Annotated in this window: 14 protein-coding genes and 1 riboswitch; of the genes, 5 read left to right on the top strand and 9 right to left on the bottom strand. The window is 67.1% G+C overall.

The genetic code is table 11. The annotated features are described in order from the left end of the window. Positions 1–200: 200 nt before the first annotated feature. Positions 201–1,364, top strand: coding sequence for an aldose epimerase family protein (locus tag NFE57_RS06565; RefSeq protein WP_252134774.1), 1,164 nt, complete (start codon positions 201–203; stop codon positions 1,362–1,364). A gap of 24 nt (positions 1,365–1,388) precedes the next feature. After that, positions 1,389–3,188: an IlvD/Edd family dehydratase gene (locus tag NFE57_RS06560; RefSeq protein WP_252134773.1), complete on the top strand. Its 1,800-nt coding sequence runs from the start codon at positions 1,389–1,391 to the stop codon at positions 3,186–3,188. 54 nt (positions 3,189–3,242) lie between these two features. Here the strand turns inward: NFE57_RS06560 and NFE57_RS06555 are convergent, their stop codons facing one another. The 6 genes from NFE57_RS06555 to NFE57_RS06530 form a co-directional block, all read right to left on the bottom strand. Further along, positions 3,243–4,007, bottom strand: coding sequence for a FadR/GntR family transcriptional regulator (locus NFE57_RS06555; protein WP_252134772.1), 765 nt, complete (start codon positions 4,005–4,007; stop codon positions 3,243–3,245). A 112-nt stretch (positions 4,008–4,119) separates the two neighbouring features. After that, positions 4,120–5,145 (bottom strand): alanine racemase, encoded by a 1,026-nt coding sequence (locus tag NFE57_RS06550; protein ID WP_252134771.1) that lies wholly within the window; start codon positions 5,143–5,145, stop codon positions 4,120–4,122. Between the two features lie 83 nt (positions 5,146–5,228). Beyond that, complete coding sequence (locus tag NFE57_RS06545; RefSeq protein ID WP_252134770.1) at positions 5,229–6,008, bottom strand: ABC transporter ATP-binding protein; 780 nt, start codon at positions 6,006–6,008, stop codon at positions 5,229–5,231. Further along, positions 5,999–6,961 (bottom strand): FecCD family ABC transporter permease, encoded by a 963-nt coding sequence (locus NFE57_RS06540; RefSeq protein ID WP_252134769.1) that lies wholly within the window; start codon positions 6,959–6,961, stop codon positions 5,999–6,001. Before NFE57_RS06540 ends, NFE57_RS06545 begins: the two co-directional genes overlap by 10 nt. Next, complete coding sequence (locus NFE57_RS06535) at positions 6,958–7,767, bottom strand: ABC transporter substrate-binding protein (RefSeq protein ID WP_252134796.1); 810 nt, start codon at positions 7,765–7,767, stop codon at positions 6,958–6,960. Before NFE57_RS06535 ends, NFE57_RS06540 begins: the two co-directional genes overlap by 4 nt. Next, a complete protein-coding gene (locus tag NFE57_RS06530; RefSeq protein WP_252134768.1) occupies positions 7,767–9,605 on the bottom strand; it encodes a TonB-dependent receptor plug domain-containing protein in 1,839 nt (612 codons plus the stop codon). Before NFE57_RS06530 ends, NFE57_RS06535 begins: the two co-directional genes overlap by 1 nt. Before the next feature lie 102 nt (positions 9,606–9,707). Beyond that, positions 9,708–9,911, bottom strand: a riboswitch (cobalamin riboswitch). A gap of 117 nt (positions 9,912–10,028) precedes the next feature. Here NFE57_RS06530 and NFE57_RS06525 point away from each other — a divergent pair. Beyond that, complete coding sequence (locus tag NFE57_RS06525; RefSeq protein ID WP_252134767.1) at positions 10,029–10,175, top strand: hypothetical protein; 147 nt, start codon at positions 10,029–10,031, stop codon at positions 10,173–10,175. A gap of 32 nt (positions 10,176–10,207) precedes the next feature. Here NFE57_RS06525 and NFE57_RS06520 read toward each other — a convergent pair whose 3' ends face one another. From NFE57_RS06520 to NFE57_RS06510, 3 genes are read right to left on the bottom strand one after another with little or no spacing between them, the layout of a single operon-like run. Further along, the gene (locus NFE57_RS06520) at positions 10,208–11,989 is read right to left on the bottom strand and encodes an IlvD/Edd family dehydratase (RefSeq protein ID WP_252134766.1); all 1,782 of its coding nucleotides are present in this window, start codon (positions 11,987–11,989) and stop codon (positions 10,208–10,210) included. A 31-nt stretch (positions 11,990–12,020) separates the two neighbouring features. Continuing rightward, positions 12,021–13,103, bottom strand: coding sequence for a LacI family DNA-binding transcriptional regulator (locus tag NFE57_RS06515; RefSeq protein WP_502802714.1), 1,083 nt, complete (start codon positions 13,101–13,103; stop codon positions 12,021–12,023). Between the two features lie 18 nt (positions 13,104–13,121). Then, positions 13,122–15,275 (bottom strand): alpha-glucuronidase family glycosyl hydrolase, encoded by a 2,154-nt coding sequence (locus NFE57_RS06510; RefSeq protein ID WP_252134764.1) that lies wholly within the window; start codon positions 15,273–15,275, stop codon positions 13,122–13,124. Positions 15,276–15,411: 136 nt separating this feature from the next. Between NFE57_RS06510 and NFE57_RS06505 the strand changes: the two genes are divergently transcribed. Together NFE57_RS06505 and NFE57_RS06500 are read left to right on the top strand one after the other, a co-directional pair. Then, a complete protein-coding gene (locus NFE57_RS06505) occupies positions 15,412–17,781 on the top strand; it encodes a glycoside hydrolase family 3 N-terminal domain-containing protein (protein WP_252134763.1) in 2,370 nt (789 codons plus the stop codon). Then, positions 17,778–19,856: a GDSL-type esterase/lipase family protein gene (locus NFE57_RS06500; protein ID WP_252134762.1), complete on the top strand. Its 2,079-nt coding sequence runs from the start codon at positions 17,778–17,780 to the stop codon at positions 19,854–19,856. Before NFE57_RS06505 ends, NFE57_RS06500 begins: the two co-directional genes overlap by 4 nt. The last annotated feature ends 94 nt before the right edge of the window (positions 19,857–19,950 follow it).

Genomic DNA, 19,950 nt, shown 5'->3' with positions numbered 1-19,950 from the left:
CGATAGACCAACCCAGCGCCGCCGGGGCCGGTGGCGCCCGCGGTCGGAATGGGGTCGGTAGTGGGGGGCAGAGCCATCAAGCGCGTCCTCTTTTACGATACCGGAATCGACTTTCAATTTCTTCTTGTCTGAGTATATACGGTTATGACGCGGGTCAATCTTCTCGCAGCAAGGCAATCTTCCCGCAGCAAGGATAGCCCATGAAACGGTTCGCCATCGGATCCGCCGCCGCACTCCTCGCGGTGGCCGGCTGCTCGCCACAGACCGACGGCAACTCCCCGCAGGAGAAGAGCGTGACGGCACAGCGATCGCAGTTCGGCACGCTTGCCGACGGCACCCCGATCGAGGCGGTGACGCTCACCAACGATCGCGGCGTTTCGGCGCGGATCATTGCCTATGGTGCGACGTTGCAGGCGCTCGAGGCCCCCGATCGCGACGGCAAGAGCGCCGATATCATGCTCGGCTATGACGATCTCGCGAGCTTCGTCGACAAGCCCAATTATTTCGGTGTCACCGTCGGCCGCTATGCAAACCGGATCGCGGGCGGAAAATTCGCGCTCGACGGCCAAACCTATCAGCTCACGCTCAACGACACCGCCAACTCGCTCCACGGCGGCGCGCGCGGGTTCGACAAACAGGTGTGGACGATCACCGACGTCAAACAGGGGCCGGTGGCCAGCGTGACGCTCGCGCTGACCAGCCCCGATGGCGATCAGGGCTACCCCGGCACGCTCACCGCGACCGTCACTTATGCGCTCGACGAGAAGAACCAGCTCACGATCGATTTCAACGCGACCACCGATCGGCCGACCGTGGTCAACATGACCAATCACGGCATCTTCAATCTCGCCGGCGAAGGTGCCGCCACCGGCATTCTCGACCACAAACTGACGGTGCCCGCCGCCGCCTACACCCCGGTCAACGCCGCGCTGATCCCGACCGGCGAACTCAAGCCCGTCGCGGGCACGGTGTTCGATTTCCGCAAAGCCCGCACGATCGGCGACGGCATTCGCGACGGCACCGATCCGCAGATCGTCGCGGGGCGCGGCTATGACCATAATTTCGCGCTCGACGCCGGGCTGACCGCCGAACCCAAGCTCGCCGCGCGGCTCGAGGACCCCAAGAGCGGCCGCGTGCTCGACGTGCTGTCGACCGAGCCGGGGATGCAGATCTACACCGGCAATTTCCTCGACGGCACGCTCGTCGGCAAGCACGGCCATCTTTATCGCCAGGGTGACGGCATCGCGATGGAGCCGCAGAAATTCCCCGATTCACCCAACCAACCCGGCTTCGCCTCGGCACGGGTCGATCCGGGCACGCCCTATCACCACCGCATGATCTTCCGTCTTTCGACGGCCAATTGATGATCTCTCCGGAGCCCGCTTACCATGACTGACGCCTCCTCCACGCCCAAGCTTCGCAGCCGTGCGTGGTTCGACAATCCCGACAATATCGACATGACCGCGCTCTATCTCGAGCGCTATCTCAATTTCGGGCTGAGCCTCGACGAACTACGCTCGGGCAAGCCGATCATCGGCATCGCGCAGACCGGCAGCGACCTGAGCCCATGCAACCGCCACCATCTGGTGCTCGCCGATCGCGTCCGCGAAGGGATTCGCGATGCCGGCGGCGTCGCGCTCGAATTTCCCGTCCATCCGATCCAGGAGACGGGCAAGCGGCCGACCGCGGGGCTCGATCGCAACCTCTCCTATCTCGGGCTGGTCGAAGTGCTGTTCGGCTATCCGCTCGACGGCGTGGTGCTGACCACGGGCTGCGACAAGACCACCCCCGCCGCGCTGATGGCCGCTGCGACCGTCAACATTCCCGCGATCGCGCTGTCGGTCGGGCCGATGCTCAACGGCTGGCATCGCGGCGAGCGTACCGGATCGGGCACGATCGTGTGGAAGGCACGCGAACTGCTCGCGGCGGGCGAGATCGACGACAAGGGCTTTATCGAGCTGGTCGCCTCGTCGGCGCCGTCGACCGGGTTCTGCAACACGATGGGCACCGCCTCGACGATGAACAGCCTCGCCGAAGCGCTGGGCATGTCGCTGCCCGGATCGGCCGCGATCCCCGCGCCGTATCGCGACCGTCAGGAAGTGTCGTGGCGCACCGGCAAGCGGATCGTCGAGATGGTCCGCGAGGATCTCAAGCCGTCGCAGATCATGACGCGCGAAGCATTCCTCAACGCGATCCGCATCAATTCGGCGATCGGCGGCTCGACCAACGCGCCGATGCACCTCGCCGCGATCGCGCGCCACATGGGCGTCGAACTGCCGATCGACGATTGGCAGGAATATGGCCACCACATTCCGCTGCTCGTCAATCTCCAGCCGGCGGGCGAATATCTGGGCGAGGATTATTATCATGCCGGCGGCGTGCCCGCGGTCGCGTCCGAACTGATCAAGCACGATCTGCTCGATACCGACGCGATGACGTGCACCGGCAAGACGATCGGCGAGAATTATCGCAACGCGCGGATCGCGGATGAGCGCGTGATCCGCCCCTATGACCAGCCGATCCTCGAGGATGCGGGCTTCATCGTCCTGCGCGGCAATCTGTTCGACGCCGCGATCATGAAGACGAGCGTGATCTCGGACGATTTCCGGGCGCGCTTCCTGTCCAACCCCGACGATCCCGAGGCGTTCGAGGGCGAGGCGGTCGTGTTCGATGGCCCCGAGGATTATCACGCGCGGATCGACGATCCCGCGGTTGGCATCACCCCCACTACCTTGCTGTTCATGCGCGGCGCCGGGCCGTTCGGCTATCCGGGCGCGGCCGAAGTCGTCAACATGCGCCCGCCGGCCTATCTGATCCGCGAGGGCGTCCATGCGCTGCCGTGCATCGGCGACGGGCGGCAATCGGGGACCAGCGGCAGCCCGTCGATCCTCAACGCCTCGCCCGAGGCGGCGGTGGGCGGCGGCCTGGCGCTGCTCAAGACCGGTGATCGGGTGCGGATCGACCTCAAGCGCGGTACCGCCGACATGCTGATTTCGGACGCCGAACTGGCCGAGCGGCGCGCGGCGCTCGAGGCGGCGGGCGGCTATCCCTACCCCGCCTCGCAGACGCCGTGGCAGGAAATCCAGCGCGCGACGATCGGGCAGATCGCCGATGGCGCGATCCTCGAAGGTGCCGAGAAGTTCCAGCGGATCGCCCAGACCCACGGCGTGCCGCGCGATAACCATTGATTGATCGGCATTGATCGACCGGCATTGGCAAGCCGGAAGGTGCCGCCTGCTGCATCACGTCGTGGCAGGCGGCCCCTCTTCCGCGCGCATCGCGATTTCGGTGTCGGCCAGCGCGAGATCGATCAACACCACCATCGCGTTGCGCGCGCCATCCGCATCGCCGGCCGCGATCGCGGCGTGGAGCGCGCAATGCTCGGGCATCGGATCGCGGGGCAGCACGCGGCGGCGCTGTTTGAAGATCGTCGTCCACGCCACCGCGGCCATGATCGAACTCGACAGCGTCGAGAGCAATTGGTTGTGCGCGGCCTCGATGACGAGGCTGTGGAAAAGCTGGTCGGCGGCGCGGCCCTCCTCGGTCGCCAGCCCGTGCGCCGCCATCGCGTCGAGCGCGGCGGCCATCGCGGCGACCTGAACCTCGTTACGCCGCGCCGCCGCGGCCGCGGCAGCGGCGGGCTCGACGATCATCCGCAGTTCGAACAGGTCGCGCAGGAATTCGGGGCTCGGCTCGCTCGCGAATTGCCACGCGAGCACATCGGGATCGAGCCGGCTCCAGCGTGCCGGATCGGTCACGTGCGTCCCGGCTTTGGGGCGGCTTTCGACCAGTCCCTTGGCCGACAGGATACGGAACGCCTCACGCAGCGCCGAGCGTGACAGATCGAGCTGCTGGCTGAAATCGATCTCGCCGGGAAACAGATGGCCCGGCGGCAATTCACCACTCAGGATGCGGCGCCCGAGTTCACGTGCAAGCGACGAGTGCAACCGGCGATTGAGGTTGCCCTTGAGAAGACCTGCTCCCTCGGGCTCGCCACGATCGTCCAAAGCTGTTCCTCCGTTGCATGGCTGCGCTCTTCCGGCTCAGTCGCCTATGTCCGACGATATAATGTATACCATATCTGACTCTGCGCCAAACGCGCTGCCCAGGGTTCGGACCCTAAAGCCAGCACCGATCGAAACGCGCGCCGAGGCAGGTGAGCAATTCGTATTGCGCCATCCCGCTGGCAGCCGAGGCGGCAGGCAGATCGTAATCGAGCGCGACCCAATCGCCTTCGGCAAGCCGGGGCGCGGCATCGACCCCGATCGCGATCATATCCATCGACACGCGGCCGAGCACGGGCAGCACCACATCGCCGACGCGCGCGATGCCCGTGCCCGAAAAGCCACGGAAATAGCCGTCGGCATAGCCAAGATTGAGGATCGCGATCTCGGTATCGGCGGGCGCGCGCCAAGTCGCATTATAGCCGACCACTCCGCCTGCGGGCACACAACGGCGCTGGATCACCTGCGCCTCGGGGGTGACGACCTGCGCAATGCCCCGATGTTCGTCACGCTGGCGGCCACCGTACAGCGCGAGGCCGGGGCGCGTCAGATCGAACGCATAGTCCGCGCCGAGCGCGATCCCCGATGAATTGGCGAGGCTCATCCGTGCCGCGCCGGTGCGGCCGGCGAGCGCCGCGAAGGCGTCGCGTTGGCGCGCGTTCATGGCCGTATCTTCGTCGGCGCAGGCGAGATGGCTCATCAGCGTGACGATATCGAGCCCGTCGAGCAAGCCGCCGCCAATATCCTCAGGCGCGACGCCGAGGCGGTTCATGCCGGTATCGACCATGACATCGCAGGGGCCCCCGCCCGCCTCGCGCCAGCGCGCGATTTGCATCGGCGTGTTGAGCACCGGCCGCGCGACGCCGGCGGCCGCGGCGGCCATATCCTCCGCACGGACGCCGTGAAACACCGCCAGCGGCAGATCGAGATCGCGCAGGGCCATCGCCTCGGCCCAGGTCGCGACGAAGAAGTCGCGACAGCCCGCTGCCGCGAGCCGTTCGGCCACCCCGCGCGCGCCCAGCCCGTACCCATCGGCCTTGATCGCCGCGCCGCACGCGGCACGCCCGCTCATCGCATCGAGCGCGCGCCAATTGGCGACCAGCGCGGCGGAATCGAGGCGAAGGCGGAGCGGCGCGTTCATCGCCCCTGCGTTAGCGATACGCCGGCCCGCGCGCCACCCTCAGCCTGCCGCAAAGGCGCCGGGCCGATTACCCCCGCGCGCGCTCAGCCAGTCACCCGTCCGATCGGGATGCACAATGGGCGGCCCGCGCGATCGACGGTGACGGTGACCTCAATCGCGAACACCGCGCGCAGATTGGCGGGGGTCAGCACCTCGGCCGCGGGGCCGAACGCGGCGACGCGGCCCGCCTTGAGCAGCAGCACATCGTCCGCCGCGCGGCCCGCCTGGACGAGATCATGGAGGACGATGGCAACCCCTGCCCCAGCCGCCGCCCGCGCACGCAGCCGATCGAGGATGTCGATCTGGTGCGCGGGATCGAGGCTCGCGAGCGGTTCGTCCGCGAGCAGCCATGCGGGCGCCCCGGCGAGCACGCGCGCGAGCAGAACGCGGGCACGCTCGCCGCCCGAAAGTTCGTTGACCGGGCGATCGAGCAGATCGGTGGTGGCGGTGGCGATGACGGCCGCGTCGATGGCCGCGCGATCATCGGCCGATAGCCCCGCGAACGGCGCATGGTGCGCGGCACGGCCGAGCGCGATCACGTCACGCGCGGGCACGTTCCAATGGATCGCGGCATCCTGCGGCAGATAACCGATCTGTCGCGCGCGCTCACGGGGATCGAGCGCGGCGACATTACGGTCGTCGAGCCGGATCGTGCCGCCCCGGATCGCGACCAGCGCCGCCATCGCCTTGACCAAGGTCGATTTGCCCGCGCCGTTGGGGCCGAGGATCGCGGTGACGCGGCCGGGGCGGAAGGTTGCGGTGATGTCGTGGAGGACCGTGCGGCCCGCCAGCGCCACTCCGAGGCGATCGACGATCAGGTCCATGCCAGCCTCCGTTGCCGGAGCAGTAGCGCGAGGAAGAAAGGCGCGCCGATCAATGCCATCGCGACCCCGAGCCGGACCTCGCCGGCGCCGGGCGCGAGGCGGCACAGGCTGTCGGCCGCGAGCACCAGCGCCGCGCCGCCCAGCGCCGAAGGCAGCAGCAGCGCGGCCGGGCGGTGGCCGAAGATCGGGCGCAGCAGATGCGGCACGACGAGGCCGACGAAGCCGACTACCCCCGTCACCGCGACGCTCGCGCCGACCGTCAGCCCGGTGCCGAGCACCACCAGCGCCTGTAACCGCCCGAGCCGCACCCCCATCGAGCGCGCCGCCGCCTCGCCCAGCGTCAGCGCATCAAGCGCGGGGGCGGTGAGGAGGAGGAGCAGCGCGCCGACGCCAAGGAAGGGCAAGGCCGGCAGCAGATCGACCCAGCCGCGATCGGTGAGCGCGCCCATCAGCCAATCGATCACCTCGGCGGTGGCATAAGGATTGGGCGCGATCGAGATCAGGAACGCGGTGAGCGCGCCCGACAGGCTGGCGAGGACGGTGCCCGCGAGGATGAAGCCGACCGCGCTCTGCGTCCGCCAGGTGAGCGCGGCCAGCAGCGCCATCGAGCCCGCCGCCGCCAGCATCGCGCAGGCGAACACCCCGCCCGCCCAGCCGAACACGATCGCCGCGACCGCGCCGAGCGCGGCCGAGGACGACACCCCCACCACCGCCGGATCGGCGAGCGGGTTGCGAAGATAGCCTTGCAGCACCGCGCCCGACAGCCCGAGCACCGCGCCAAGCACCAGCCCCAGCACCGCGCGCGGCAGGCGCAATTCAAGGATGATCCGCCCGAGCGGATCGGCGCTCCACCAGAGCGGAAACGGCACCCACACCTTGCCCGCCATCAGCGACAGGCCGAACAGCAGCGCCACGACCAGGCCGAGCAGCGCGAGCTTCGCGGCGCGGCTCATTCGAGCACCTGGTGCCGGATCGCGGCGAGCGTCTGCACCGCGGGGACGATCGTCGGCCCGCCGCAATTGACGAGACCGCGCGGGAACACCGCCTGCCGCGTGCGATAGGTGAGGATGCGCGTGCGGATCGCCGATTCACGCGTGGAAAATTCGGGCGTCATGATGAGGCGCGGCGGATCGGTGAGGATCGTCTCCAGCGGCAGCCGTCCGGTGTGCTGCAACCCGTAATCGGCGGCCGCGTCGCGCAGGCCGACATGCGTCATCAATTCGTCGAGCAGCGTGCCCGCGCCGGTCACCAGATCGCCGCTGATGTAGAGCAGCGCCGAGGGGCGCGCCTCGTCCTGCGGCGCGGTCTCGGCGAGCGCGGCATCGATACGGTTCACCAGCGCCTGCCCACGCCCCGGCCGATCGACTGCGCGCGCGATCACCATGATCTGTGCCTTGCTCGCCGCGATCGTCGTCGGCGAATCGAGCAGCAGCACGTTGAGCCCGGCGCGCGCATAGGCGGCGCGTGTCGCGGCAGGGGTGAAGGTGCTCGTCAGCACCAGATCGGGGCGAAGCGCAATCACTTCCTCCGCCGTGCCCGCCGTCACGCGGTAACGGCGCGCGACCTCGGGGGGCAGCGAGGTCGACGCCGGGTCTTGCGAATAATGGCTGATCGCGGCGATCCGATCGGGCTCGACCAGCGAAACCAGAATCTGGTCCGCGCACGGATTGGTCGAGACGATCCCGCCACGCGTCACCGCCGCCGGCCTGTCGCAGCCGGCGAGGACGAGCAGCAGCGGCAGGATCGCCGCGAGACGCATCAATCGAGCTTCATCCGGATTCCGCCATAGGCCGCGCGGCCAAAGGTGCCATAACCCGACACCGTCTGATAGCGCGCGTCGAACAGATTATCGATGCGGCCGTAGAGCGTGAAGCGGCCCCCGACCGGCAGTTCGGCGCGCACGCCCGCCAGCACATAACCGTCGAGCCGGTTGACATTACCGGCATCGTCATAGCTGTCGCCGACGACACTGACCGTGCCGCCGAGGCTGAGCGCGTCAGGAAAGCGATAATCGGCCGAGAAATTGACCGTCTCACGCGGGCGTCGGGCGAGATCGTTGCCGAGATTGGTGCCCGGGGTGCGGTTTTCGGTTCTGGTGTAGGTGTAATTGGCGGCAACGGTGAACGCATCGACCGGCCGCAATGTGACCCCCAGTTCGACGCCCTCCGCACGCGCACGCGCGATATTGGCGTAAGTATAGGTGCCGAGATCGAAATCAATCTGGTTGTGCGTCGCGCGATGGAAATAGGTCGCGCCAACGCGCACCCGGCCGCCCAGCGCGGCCTGCTCGATGCCGACATCATAGCTTTTGGCCGTCTCGGGCGCGAGCGTCGCGGTGCCATAGGCGCCGTGCAACTGGTACAAGGTCGGCGCCTTGAAACCTTCGGCATAGCTCGCGCGCAACGTCGTGCCCGTATCGAGCGCGAGCGCGGCATTGGCGCCGAAGCTGGTGTGGGTGCCGTAATCGTCATGATCGTCGTTGCGGACGCCACCGGTGATGGTGAGCTGGCGCACCGGCTGGACGATCAGCTCGCCATAGACGCTGGTGACCCCGGCCGACGCGGTGGTGCTGCCATCATCGAAGCGGCTGTTTTCATGCTCGGCGCCCGCGATCACGCGGAGCTGATCGACTATGCGGTAATCGCCCTGATATTCATAGCGTTCGGAACGCCCGCGGCCGATGAAGCCCGGTGCGGTGCTGAAACTGGGGTCGTAATTGTCGCGGTTGACATCGGCGATGGTGAAAGCGGCACGGTTGCGCCAGCGGCCGACGGTCGCGTAGACACCGGCATAGCCGTAGATTTCCTGCGTCGTCGAATATTCAGGCGTGTCGGCGAAACTGTAGGCCGGCGGCGGAAAGCCATCGAGATCGATCGTCGAATGCGCATAATAACCGCGCAGATCGAGCCCGACCCCCTTGGTTATATCGACCCCCAGCCGCGCACTGCCGCCGATCTGGCGATAGCCGTCGCGCTCGGTCCCGCTCGACGCCGCCGAAATGCCGTCGCTGCGCAGATAGCCGCCGGTCAACGCCCCCGACAGCGCGCCGCTGCGCCCCGATACCGCGCCATTGGCATAGACGCTGTCGGCGGCGCCATATTCGGCGCTGGCGCGGGCTGCGATCCCGGCTTCGGGCGGCTGTTCGGTGACAATGTTGACGACGCCACCGATCGCCTGGCTGCCCCATGGCACCGAATTGACCCCGCGCAGCACCTCGACCCGTTCGACCGAGCCGGAGAGCAGGCTGCCGAAATCGAATGCCCCGCCGGGCGACGAGGGATCGTTGACGCGCACGCCGTCGATCAGGACGAGCGTCTGCGTGGCCTCGGCGCCGCGAATGCTCAGGCTGGTCAAGGTGCCCGGACCGCCCGAGCGCGTCATGCTGACGCCGGGGGTCGTCGCCAGATAATCGGCGATCGAGACGGTCTGGCGCGTCTCCAGATCGGCGCGGGTGACGACAGTGATCGCATCGCCAGCCTCGCTCGCCGCTTGCGGTGCGCCGGCGGCGGTCACGACGATGTCGTCGGGCGTCTCCTGCGCAAGCGCGGGGCTGGCCAGCGCCGCGGTGGCCAGAAGGATCGATCGATACGGGGTCATGCAGGTCTTCCTCGATGCGACCGCTGCGCACCATTGCGAGCGGACAAACGTCGCTCGCTCGAGGAAAAGCCCCTCGTCCGCCCGGCACACCCCGTCCGCGCAGTGGATCGACCGTGGCAGGCAGGTCTCCTGACTTCCGGGTCGTCGCTGGCGCGCCGCCTTCCCGGGACATGAAGCCCAGTGGCGTGATGGCGTGCCGGCTATCCGGTTACAGTTGCGGGGGCAGCGCCGGGATTGCGGAATTCACTTCCGCGCACCGGACTTCCCTTTTGATCCCTTTCGGGAACCTGTCACACCGGCGCCTCTAGCGATTTGCGACGAACCGATCAAGTTCGACGAAAAGAGGGCTTTCAAAGACGAGCCGTTTATGTTTTTTCAAGCTGCCAGTAGTACATCTGTACGCGTAGCAATCGGGGGGTCGCTATGAAGGGGTCAATAATCGAAACGCTTGAAGCGCCGCCGGTGGAAGCCGAGGGCGAAGGTGAGCCGGTCGTCGGCATTCTCGTCGGCTCGCTCGCCGCTTTGGCGCTCTGGGCAGGGATCGTGGGTCTGATCACCCTGATTTTCTGACCGGCGACGGCTCGATGCGGGGCCAATCAACATCAATGGTTGTGGCGCGGCGGTATCTCGGCGATCCGATGATATTTTAGCGCCATTTCGAGCACCGCGCCGTCGGCGAGCTGGCCTGTCTTCTCGCGCGACAATTCTTCCCATGGCGAATGGCTCGCGGGCACCGGTGGCGGCGCCTCGGTGCGGCGCCGTGCGATCTCCGCCGCGTCGACCAGCGCATTGCACGTCCCCGCGTTCAGATCGACGCGGATCGTATCGCCCGTGCGCAGCCATGACAGCCCGCCGCCGACCGCGCTTTCGGGACTGACGTTGAGGATCGACGGGCTGTCGGACGTGCCCGATTGCCGCCCGTCGCCAAGCGTCGGCAGCCAGGCGATCCCGCGCCGGATCAGCGCGTCGGGCGGCTGCATGTTGACGACCTCGGCCGAGCCCGGCCAGCCGATCGGCCCGGCACCGCGCATGACGAGGATGCAATCCTCATCGATTCGCAGCGCGGGATCGTTGATGCGGTGGTGATAATCGTCCGACCCGTCGAACACGATCGCTCGCCCCTCGAACACATTCTCTTGGCCGGGACGCGCGAGATAGCGTGCGCGGAACTCGTCCGAGATCACCGAGGATTTGAGGATGCCGAGATCGAACAGATTGCCCGTCAGCGCGAGATAGCCGGCCTTTTCCATCAGCGGATCGCCAAACGGGCGGATCACCTCGCGGTCGTGCGATTCGCAACGTTCGATATTCTGGGCGACCGTGCGCCCGGTGCAGGTCAGGCAGTCGCCGTCGAGCTTCCCTGCCTGAAGCAATTCCCACAGGATCGCAGGCACGCCGCCCGCGCGGTGAAAGCGCTCGCCGAGATATTGGCCCGCCGGCTGGACGTTGGCCAGCAGCGGCAGATCATAACCATAAGTGGTGAGATCGCGGGGATCGAGATCGACCCCGGCGTGGCGCGCCATCGCCATGATGTGCGGCTGCGCGTTGCTCGACCCACCGATCGCAGTGAGCAGGCGGATCGCATTGAGGAAGCTCGCGCGCGTCAGGATCGCCGAGGGACGCAGATCCTCATAGGCCATGTCGACGATGCGGCGGCCGGTCTCATACGCCATCTGCCCGCGCTCGCGGTACGGCGCGGGAATCATCGCGCAGCCGGGCAGCGACATGCCGAGCGCTTCGGCGATCGAGTTCATCGTCGAGGCCGTACCCATCGTATTGCAATGCCCCGCCGACGGCGCGCTATCGCACGCACGATCGAGAAATTGCTCCTCGCTGATCTCGCCTGCCGCGAGCTTGCGGCGCGAACGCCAGATCACCGTGCCCGAACCGACCAGTTCGCCATCGTGCCAGCCATCGAGCATCGGTCCGCCGGAGAGCACGATCGCAGGGATGTCGACCGTCGCTGCCGCCATGATCGCCGCCGGGGTGGTCTTGTCGCACCCCGTTGTCAGCACCACCGCGTCGATCGGATAGCCATAGAGCAATTCGGTGAGCGTCAGATACGACAGGTTGCGATCGAGCGCCGCAGTGGGGCGGCGGCAATTCTCGAAGATCGGATGGACCGGAAATTCGATCGGGATACCGCCCGCGTCGCGGATGCCGTCGCGCACGCGTCGCGCCAGATCGAGATGAATACGGTTGCACGGCGCCAGATCGCTGCCCGATTGGGCGATGCCGACGATCGGCCGCCCGTCGCGCAATTCGGCCGGAGTCAGCCCGTAATTCATGAAACGCTCTAGATAGAGCGCGGTCATATCGGCGCGAGCGGGATCGGCGAACCAGTCACGCGAACGAAAGCGGCGCTTGGCAAGGCGGTGAGTCATGCCGCCTTGGTAGCGCTACCCCGCGATCAATTCAACGCTTCCCGCTGGCAAGTTCGGGACGACGGCGACGCGGTGGCGCATCGGAGTGGCGACGCACCAGCGCAAAATCGAGCAGCACCCGGCGGAACGGCGCAGCCTTGCCCGCGCGGCGTTCGCGCACCTCACCAACGAGCTGGTCGAGCGCGGCGCGCGACATTTCCGCGATCGGCTGGTGGATCGTCGTCAGCGCGGGCCAGATGGTGGTCGCGAACGGCGTATCGTCGAACCCGCAGACGCTGAGATCGCCGGGAACATCGACCCCGCGACGATGCGCGACCGCGACCGCAGCGGCGGCCATATCGTCGTTGCTCGCAAAAATCGCGGTCGGCGGCGACGCGTTGGCGAGCAGCAGCTCGGCGGCGTCGAGCCCCGAGCGATAGGTGAACAGGCCCTGCGCGATCAGCCCCTCGTCGATCCTGTTGCCGCGCTCCCCGAGCGCGGCGCGATAGCCCTCAAGGCGGCGCGCGCTGGCGTGCTGATTGGGGTTGCCGATGATGAAGCCGATCCGATCGTGCCCCATCGCGAGCAGATGGTTGGTCATCGCGCGCGCGGCCTCGAAATCGTCGATCCCGACCGACGAGACCCGATCGGGCGGGCGGGCGCTCGCCACCACCACCACCGACACGCCGGCCTCACCGAACAGCGCGATCACATCGGCCGCGTCGCTGAGCGGCGGCGGCAGCAGCACCCCATCGACGCCACCGTCGATCAGGTGGCGCGCCGCGCGCTGCTCGTCCTGCCCGGGCTCGCACTTCTCGATCACAAGCTGAACGTCGCCGCGCGCGGCCTGATCGAGCACGCCGACCAGAAATTCGCTCAGATAGGCCGCGCTCGGATTGCTGTAGAGCAACCCGATCCGCACCTGCCCCCCACCCGCCAGGCTGCGCGCCGCCGAATTGGGCGCGTAGTTGAGTTGGCGAATCGCTTCCTCGACCGCCGCGCGGGTGAGCGGGCGCACCGTCTGTTCGCCGTTGATTACCCGCGAAACCGTCATCGGGGAAACGCCGGCGCGCTTGGCAACGTCAGCAATCGTGGGGGCGCTACTGCCGCGCCGGCTAGGTTTCTTTACCAATATCGTTCCTCTGTTGCCCGATTAATGCCCCGGAGCATAGGGAAAGCGCAATGCCTCGTAATAACCGAGATCGTGAGCCGGCGGTTCCTCCCCTACAGGCAGCGGCAATTTCGACAATGACTGGAAATAGGCGATCGAGGCATCGCGCCACCATTTCGCCTCGCGATGCTGGATCGCCAGGAAGCGCGTGGCCTTCACATAACGCGCATCATCGACATAGCGCGCGAGCCCCGCCCACGTCCGCTGCATGTCGGCAACGGCGGCAACTCCGTGCCCATAGCGTTTGACGAGCGCATCCCACAGCGTGTCCCCCGACGCCATTTCATAGGTCCAGGGCAGGTGGTGGAACCACAGCAGATCATCATCGCCCACCGTCGCGAGGCTCGCGAAACGCTGCGCCACCGGGGAGGCATATTGCGCCACCGCGTCGCTGCCCGATGCGGTGCGATCGAACCCGATCCCGTTCGCATCGGCACGGTTGTAATAGACCGGATTCCATTCGGGGCGATCGAGATCGCGGACCCACGGCCCCGGACCATAATGATGGCCGGTCGCCATCTGGTGGGCGAGCCCGAGCGGGGTCATGTAATCGACCGCGGCCTGGCGCGAGGCCATCATCATGCCGGTGACGGGCGCGACGAAGCCGGGATCGGCGGTGAAGGTCTGCTTGATCCATTCCTCGGCGATCGCGCGCGAACCGAGATCGGGATCCCACGCCAGTCGCCCGAACGCATACCAATTGGCCTGATCGAAATCCGATCCCGACCAGTCGCGATCCGACCCGATATTGGCGACGCCGGCAATCGCGCTGAGTTTGTGCCCGTCGAGCCTGCCTTCGACTACTTTGGCGACCGTCGAGCCCTTGCCCTGAGCGAAGGTATCGGCGTCGAGCGTCTCCTCGAACAAGGGCGCGAGATAGACGAGATGGGTTGCGAAGCCGAGATATTCCTTGGTGATCTGCAATTCGAGCGCGAGCGGCGTCCCGGGCATCGCACCGAATAGCGGCGAGAAGGGCTCGCGCGGCTGGAAGTCGATCGGGCCGTTCTTGACCTGCACGATCACATTGGCGGCGAATTTGCCGTCGAGCGGCTTGAACTCGCTATACGCCTGCCTGGCACGGTCCTCCGGATTTTCGGCCGCATAGACGAACGCGCGCCAGATCACGACGCCCTGATGTGGGCGGAGCGCGGCGGCGAGCATGTTCGCGCCTTCCGCCTGGCTGCGCTGATAGTCGCCGGGGCCCGGCTGGCCTTCCGAATTAGCCTTGACGAGGAAGCCGCCGAAATCGGGGATCGCGGCGTAGATTTCATCAGCCTTGGCCTGCCACCAGCGCGCGACGCGCGGATCGGTGGGATCGGCCGTGTCGAGATCGCCCAGCGCCTTGGGGGCGGCGAAATTGACCGACAGCCAGACCTTGATGCCATAAGGCCGGAAAATATCCGCCAGCGCCGCCGCCTTGGCGATAAAGTGCGGCGTCAGCATCTCGGGCGCGGCGTTGACGTTGTTGAGCACGGCGCCGTTGATGCCGATCGAGGCGTTGGCGCGCGCGTAATCAGTGTAACGCGGATCGTGCCAATCGGGCAGCCGCCACCAATCCCAGATCGATTGCCCGGCATAACCGCGCTCGACGGTGCGATCGAGATTGTCCCAGTGATTGAGCATCCGGATTGCGATCTTCGGCGCCGAGCGCACATCCAATTTATCGAGCGCGGCCCCGGTCTCGGCGAGCCGCAGCCAGGCGAAGGCGCCGTGGAGCAGCCCGACATCGGTGTTGGCGGTGATCAGCGTCACTGGCTTGCCAGCCAGCGTCGTGCTGCGGATGAGATAGCCTTCGGTGCCGAGCGCGGTGGCGGTGGCACGATCGAGCGTCACGCCGGGAACGCTGGCGGGCGTGCCGATGACAAGCGCACCCGCGATCGGATCGCGCCGCGTCGCGATCGCCGCCCCCAGCAGGCCCGTCAGCCCGCGATCGAGCTCGGCCGCTGCGATTCGCAGTGTCGGCGACGGGGCCTCGGGCACCACCAGCGCGGTCGCGTGCTGCGCCAGTGCGGCGCGCGGCGCACCGGCGAGCGGTTGATAGCGCAGCCACAAATCATAGCCGTCCTCGGCGTGCCCTACCCCGGGCACCGCCAGCAGCGCAAACACCGCCAGCAGCCATTTGATCGTCCCACGCATCATTCTCTCCCGGATTTTCCGCGCATCATTGCGTCGGTCAGCCATTGACAAACCCACCCTATAGCATGGTAGCGCTATCAGGGAAGATGCGCTCAAGCATCGCTGGACGTGGTGTCCGTTCAAAGGGGAGTGACGCATGAAGGTTCGCGCGATTCTGTGCGCCGTTTCGGGGCTGGCATTGATAGCGGCCGCCCCCGCGCCATCACCGGTTCCGCCTGCCCCGCAGGCGGCGGACCAACCTCTCTACCGCGATGCCGGCGCGCCGGTCGCCGATCGGGTCGACGATCTGATTCGGCGCATGACGCTCGAGGAGAAGGTCGCGCAGCTCGAAGTGGTGTGGACGGGCAAGACCAACATTTTCGACACCAACGACCAGTTCGATGCCGCCAAGATGAGCAAGGTCTATCCCGGCGGAATCGGCGGCGTCGCGCGGCCCGCCGACGCACACGGCCCGATTTCGCCGCGTGAATTGCCCTGGCGCGACACGGCGCAGACGATCCGGCTGGTCAACGCGATGCAACGCTGGGCGATGACCAGGACCCGGCTCGGCATCCCGATCCTGTTCCACGAGGAAGGCCTGCACGGCTATGCCGCGCTGGGTGCGACGAGCTTCCCGATCCCGATCGGGCTCGCCTCGTCCTGGGATGCCGATCTCGTGCGGCGTACCAACGTCATCACCGCGCGCGAGATTCGCGCCCGCGGGGTGACGCAGGTGCTGTCGCCCGTGGTCGATATCGCGCGCGATCCGCGCTGGGGCCGGATCGAGGAGACCTTTGGCGAAGATCCCTATCTGGTCGGCGAACTCGGCGTCGCCGCAGTCGAGGGGTTGCAGGGGCCGGGGCGCGCGCGCGTGCTCAAGCCCGGCCATGTCTTCGCGACGCTCAAGCATCTGACCGGCCACGGCCAGCCCGAGAGCGGCACCAATATCGGCCCGGCGCCGCTTTCCGAACGCGAGTTGCGCGAGAATTTCTTTCCGCCGTTCGAGGAAGTCATCCGCCGCACCGGCGTGGCCGCGGTGATGCCGTCGTATAACGAGATCGACGGTGTCCCCAGCCATGCGAGCAAATGGCTGCTCACCGACGTGCTGCGCGGCGAGTGGGGATTCAAGGGCGCCGTCACCAGCGACTATTCGGCGATCGACCAGTTGAAGGACATCCACCACGTCGCGGGCGATCTGGAACAGGCCGCACGGCTCGCGCTCGCCGCCGGGGTCGACATGGATCTGCCCGACGGGCTGTCGTACCAGACGCTCGTCAAGCAGGTGCGCGAGGGCAAGGTTTCCGAAGCGCGGATCGACGAGGCCGTCCGCTATGTGCTCGACATGAAGTTCCGATCGGGGCTGTTCGAGAATCCCTATGCCGATGTCGCCGCGGCGCAGGCGATCACCAACAATGCCGAAGCCCGCGCGCTGGCGCTCGAATCCGCGCAAAAATCGATCGTGCTGCTCAAGAATGACGGGCTGCTGCCGCTCAAGCCGACAGGCACGATCGCGGTGATCGGCCCCAACGCGGCCAAGGCGCATCTCGGCGGTTATTACGGTATTCCGCCGCACGCCGTATCGCTGCTCGACGGGATCAAGGCCAAGGTCGGGAACAGCGCGCGGATCGTCTACGCCGAGGGCGTCAAGATCACCGAGAATGACGATTGGTGGGCTGACGAGGTCACGCTCGCCGATCCCGCGCAGAACCGCCAGCGGATCGCCGCAGCCGTCGAGGCCGCGAAGGGCGCCGACACGATCGTGCTCAATATCGGCGGCAACGAACAGACCAGCCGCGAGGCCTGGGCCGACAACCATCTCGGCGATCGCGACGACATCACCATGGTCGGCGAGCAGCAGGAATTGTTCGATGCCCTGAAGGCGCTGGGCAAGCCGATCGTCGTGGTGCTCACCAACGGCCGGCCGCTCGCGGTCAACGAGGTCGCCGAACAGGCGAACGCGCTGGTCGAGGGCTGGTATGGCGGCGAACAGGGTGGCAATGCGATGGCCGATGTGCTGTTCGGCACCGTCAACCCCGGCGGCAAGCTGCCGGTGACGATCGCGCGCAGCGTCGGGCAATTGCCGCTGTTCTACAATCACAAGCCGAGCGCGCAGCGCGGCTATCTGTTCGACACCACCGAGCCGCTGTTCCCGTTCGGCTACGGGCTCAGCTACACCAGTTTCGAGATCGGTGCGCCGCGCCTGTCGGCCAGGACGATCGGCATCGCCGGGAGCGTGACGGTGTCGGTTGACGTCACCAACACGGGCAAGGTCGCGGGCGACGAGGTCGTCCAACTCTACATCCGCGACAAGGAAAGCTCGGTCACGCAACCGGTCAAGGAGCTCAAGGGCTTCCGCCGCGTGACGCTGGCACCCGGCGAGAAGCAGACGCTGACCTTCACGCTGACCCCGAATGCGTTCGCGCTGTGGAACATCGACATGCAGCGCGTCGTCGAGCCGGGGGCGTTCGACATCATGGTCGGGCCCGATTCGCGGACCCTCAAGACGGTGACATTGGACATCTCATGAGACTGATCCTCCTCGCCGCCGCCGCGCTCGTCACCGCGCCCGCGGCGGCGCAGGAGGCGCCGCATTGGGTCGCCTCGTGGGGATCGGCGCAGCAGGTGCCCGAGCCGCACAATGCGCTGCCCGATACTGCGCTCACCGATGCGACGCTGCGCCAGACGGTGCGGCTCTCGCTCGGCGGCACTCAGATGCGCGTGCGGTTCTCGAACATCTTCGGCACCGCGCCGTTGACGATCGATGCCGCCGCGATCGCGCGGCCGGTAGCGCGCGGCAAACCGCAGATCGTGCCCGCAACCAATGTGCGGCTCAGCTTCGGCGGCACCCCCACGGTCACGATTCCCGCCGGGGCGGCATATTATTCGGACCCGATTCGTTTCGACGCGGCGGCGGGATCCGATGTCACGATCAGCATCCATTACCCCAGGCCGCCGGCGCAGCAGACTGGCCATCCGGGCTCGCGCGCGACCTCGTTCGTGGTACCCGGCAATCGCGTCGGCGATTCCGATCTGCCCGATGCGCACGCGATCACGCATTGGTATCAGCTTTCCGACATCGAGGTCGCCGCCGCGCCGGGCGCCCGCGCGATCGTGGCGATCGGCGATTCGATCACCGACGGCAACGGCGCGACCACCGATGGCGACAATCGCTGGCCCGACCAACTCGCCGCCCGGCTGCGCGCGACGGGGGCGGAGATCGGCGTGGTCAACGCGGGAATCGGCGGCAACCGCGTGCTGCTCGACGGGCTCGGCCCCAATCTGCTCGCACGCTTCGACCGCGATACCGCCGCGCGCAGCGGCGCCACCGACGTGATCCTGCTCGAAGGCATCAACGATCTCGGCACGCTGACGCGCGACGCGCCCGTATCACACGCCGAGCATGACGCGCTCGTCGCCAATATCATCGCCGGCTATCGCCAGGTGATCGCGCGCGCGCATGCGCAGGGGTTGCGCGTCTGGGGCGGCACGGTGACGCCGTTCGTCGGCAACGATTATTATCATGCCGATGCCGACAACGAGGCCGATCGTCAGGCGATCAACGCGTGGATACGCACGCCGGGTAATTTCGACGGCGTGATCGATTTCGATGCGGCGATCCGCGATCCCGCGCATCCCGAGCGGCTGTTGCCCGCGTACGATTCGGGCGATCACCTCCATCCCTCACCCGCGGGCTATGCGGCGATGGCGGCGGCGGTGCCAATCGAGGCGATGATCGCTGCCGGCACCCGTACTGACGGCCCGCAGATCGCGATCACCTTCGACGATCTGCCCGTTCACGGGCCGCTGCCCGACGGCGACAGCCGGATCGCGATCATGGCAGCGATCAGCACCGCGCTGAAGGATGCGGGGGTGCCGCCGACCTATGGCTTCACCAATGGCGGTTTCGCCGAGGCCGAGCCGGCGTCGATCCCCGCGCTCGCGGCATGGCGCGCGTCGGGCCAATTGCTCGCCAACCACGGTTGGTCGCACATGAACCTCAACGAGAATGCGTTGTCCGCATGGCAGGCCGACGTACTGCGTAACGAGCCCGCGATCGAACCGCTGATGGCGGGCGCCGACTGGCATTGGCTGCGCTATCCCTATCTCGCCGAAGGCGAGACGCCGGCCAAGTGGAAAGCCGCACGCACCTTCCTCGCCAGGCACAAATACAAGGTCGCGAGCGTGACGATGAGCTTCGGCGACTATGCCTGGGCGGCGCCCTATGCGCGCTGCGTGGCGAAGCAGGACCAGGCGGGAATCGCCACGCTGGAGGCGAGTTACATGCAGGCCGCCGCCGAGGCGCTGGCGTGGTCGCGCGCGGCATCACAGACGGTCGCGGGCCGCGAGATCCCGCTGGTGCTGCTGATGCATGTCGGCGCCCTAGACGCGAAATTGCTGCCGCGATTGCTGGCTTTCTACCGCGCGCAGGGCGCGCGCTTCGTGTCGCTTGCCGAAGCCGGGCAGGACGCCTTCTACGCGGGCGACATCGCCCCGGCCAAGGCACGCCATCCCGCAACCTTCGCCGCGGCGGCGCAGGCGAAGAGGGTTGCGCTCCCACCGCCCCCCTCCCCGCCGGCGTTACTGGAAAGTATTTGCCAATGACGGGCGCCGGAGGCACAGCTGCATCGTGGGTTACAGAATGCTTGACTCACGCGCTATATTGCATATTGGTAGCGCTATCAATTCCGAGGGGATG

Source organism: Hephaestia sp. MAHUQ-44 (assembly GCF_023806085.1).
In the GTDB taxonomy this organism is placed as follows: Bacteria; Pseudomonadota; Alphaproteobacteria; order Sphingomonadales; family Sphingomonadaceae; genus Sphingomonas.
Note: the sequence above shows the minus strand (reverse complement) of the source record. Positions and strands in the feature narration are given on the sequence as shown.